Origin of the sequence: Streptomyces sp. NPDC051172 (assembly GCF_040682555.1) — a bacterium.
In the GTDB taxonomy this organism is placed as follows: domain Bacteria; phylum Actinomycetota; class Actinomycetes; order Streptomycetales; family Streptomycetaceae; genus Streptomyces.
This window is the reverse complement of sequence record NZ_JBFBBE010000329.1, coordinates 1-1571: the sequence shown is the minus strand read 5'-3', so window position 1 is coordinate 1571 and position 1571 is coordinate 1. Positions and strand designations below refer to the sequence as shown.

General features: G+C 73.1%; 2 protein-coding genes. One reads left to right on the top strand and one right to left on the bottom strand.

Features of this window, described 5'->3' with window-relative positions; genetic code table 11:
- On the top strand, positions 1-699 hold a 699-nt coding region (locus AB0N07_RS50815; RefSeq protein WP_365847773.1), incomplete at its 5' end, for an alanine:cation symporter family protein.
- 61 nt (positions 700-760) lie between these two features.
- Here AB0N07_RS50815 and AB0N07_RS50810 read toward each other — a convergent pair.
- A partial coding sequence (locus AB0N07_RS50810; protein ID WP_365847771.1) for a polysaccharide lyase family protein occupies positions 761-1571 on the bottom strand: 811 nt, incomplete at its 5' end.

Sequence of the window (1571 nt, the reverse complement as noted above, 5' to 3'; positions counted from 1 at the left end):
GTGAAGCAGGGCCTGGCCCAGGCGTTCTCCGCCTACGTGGACACCCTGTTCGTCTGCACCATGACCGGCCTGATGATCCTCGCCACGAACAGCTTCAACGTGCTGGGCCCGGACGGGGAGAGTCTCCTCGCCGAGCACGTGCCCGGCGTCGAGGAGGGCCCGGCGTGGGTGCAGATCGCCATCGACGAGGCACTGCCCGCCTTCGGCCCGTCCTTCGTGGCGATCGCCGTCTTCCTCTTCTCCTTCACCACCCTGCTCTCCTTCGCGTTCTACGCGGAGACGAACGTCGCCTACCTCATCCCGAACAAGACGGCGCAGCGCGCGGTCATCGCGATCGCCCGGCTGCTGCTGGCCGGCTCCATGGTGTTCGGGTCCGTGCAGAGCTCGGCCCTCGTGTGGGCGTTCGCCGACTTCGGCGTCGGCCTCTACACGTGGGTGAACATCGTGGCGCTCATCCTGCTGAGCCCCGTGGCCATCCGGCTGTTCAAGGACTACGACCGCCAGCGCCGTGCCGGCCAGGACCCCGTGCTGGATCCGGCGGCGATCGGCGTCCGGAACGCCCGCCTGTGGGAGCAGATCCACGCGGCGTACCAGCAGACCGGCGACCTCGAGCGCGCCATGGAGCACGTGGCCGACACCGCCCCGGACACCCGCGCGATCACCGTGGTGCGCGGGGGCCCGGAGCGCGGGGAGGGGTGAGCGGGGCGGGGCCGGGCCCGCGACGATCCGAGGCCGTCCGGCCGGCCCCCTGGCCGCCGCCTCAGCGCGCCCGCTCGTACAGGCCCAGCGCGTCCCAGGCCACCCAGCCACCCTCGGCGAGGGTGAACTCCACGACGTTCTCGCCTGCGGCCAGCGCCCCGGTCGGCAGGGTGAACTCGTGGTACGAGCGCAGCAGCGTGGACCCGGGCAGCGTCGCGTCGCCCTCGCGGGAGCCGCGCGTCGCCCCCTTCGCCAGCTCCACGGACCGTACGCTCCGCCCGTTCACCGCCACGTCGAGGCGCCCGCCCAGGCGCGTGGTGTCCACGAACCACAGCGCCAGGTCGACGTCCCGCTGCGGGGCGGCGTCGAGGGTCACCGTCCAGCGGGCGCGGTAGGCCTTCCGACCGGCCCAGGCGTCGCCCGGGCCGGGCAGCAGGTACGGCCACGCTGCGGCGGGGGTGTCCACGCCCTGGACGTAGTCGATCACGGCCGTCGGGTGGGCCTTCGGGATCTGCCCGTACTGGGCGGGGGAGAAGCGCAGCTCGAGGGACTTCCCGTCGAACTCGCCGATCCGCGCCAGCTCACGGCCGGTCGCGGTCACGGAGGCCTGGGATCCGCCCACCACCGCCGAGGACGGACGGCCGCGCCGGCCCGCGTCGGACACCGCGACGACGACGTAGCGGAAGTCCTCCCCGGCGGGGTCGAGGCCGTGGTGCACGAAACGCGGATACACGGTCTTGCCCACCAGGTGCGTCTCGTCGGGCGTCGCACCCCTGCCGGACGTCGGCAGGGCGTACACGCGATAGTGGTCGATCAGCGGCTCCCACGGCAGGGGCGTCCAGGTCAGCTCGACGCGGGAGATGGCGCCGGTG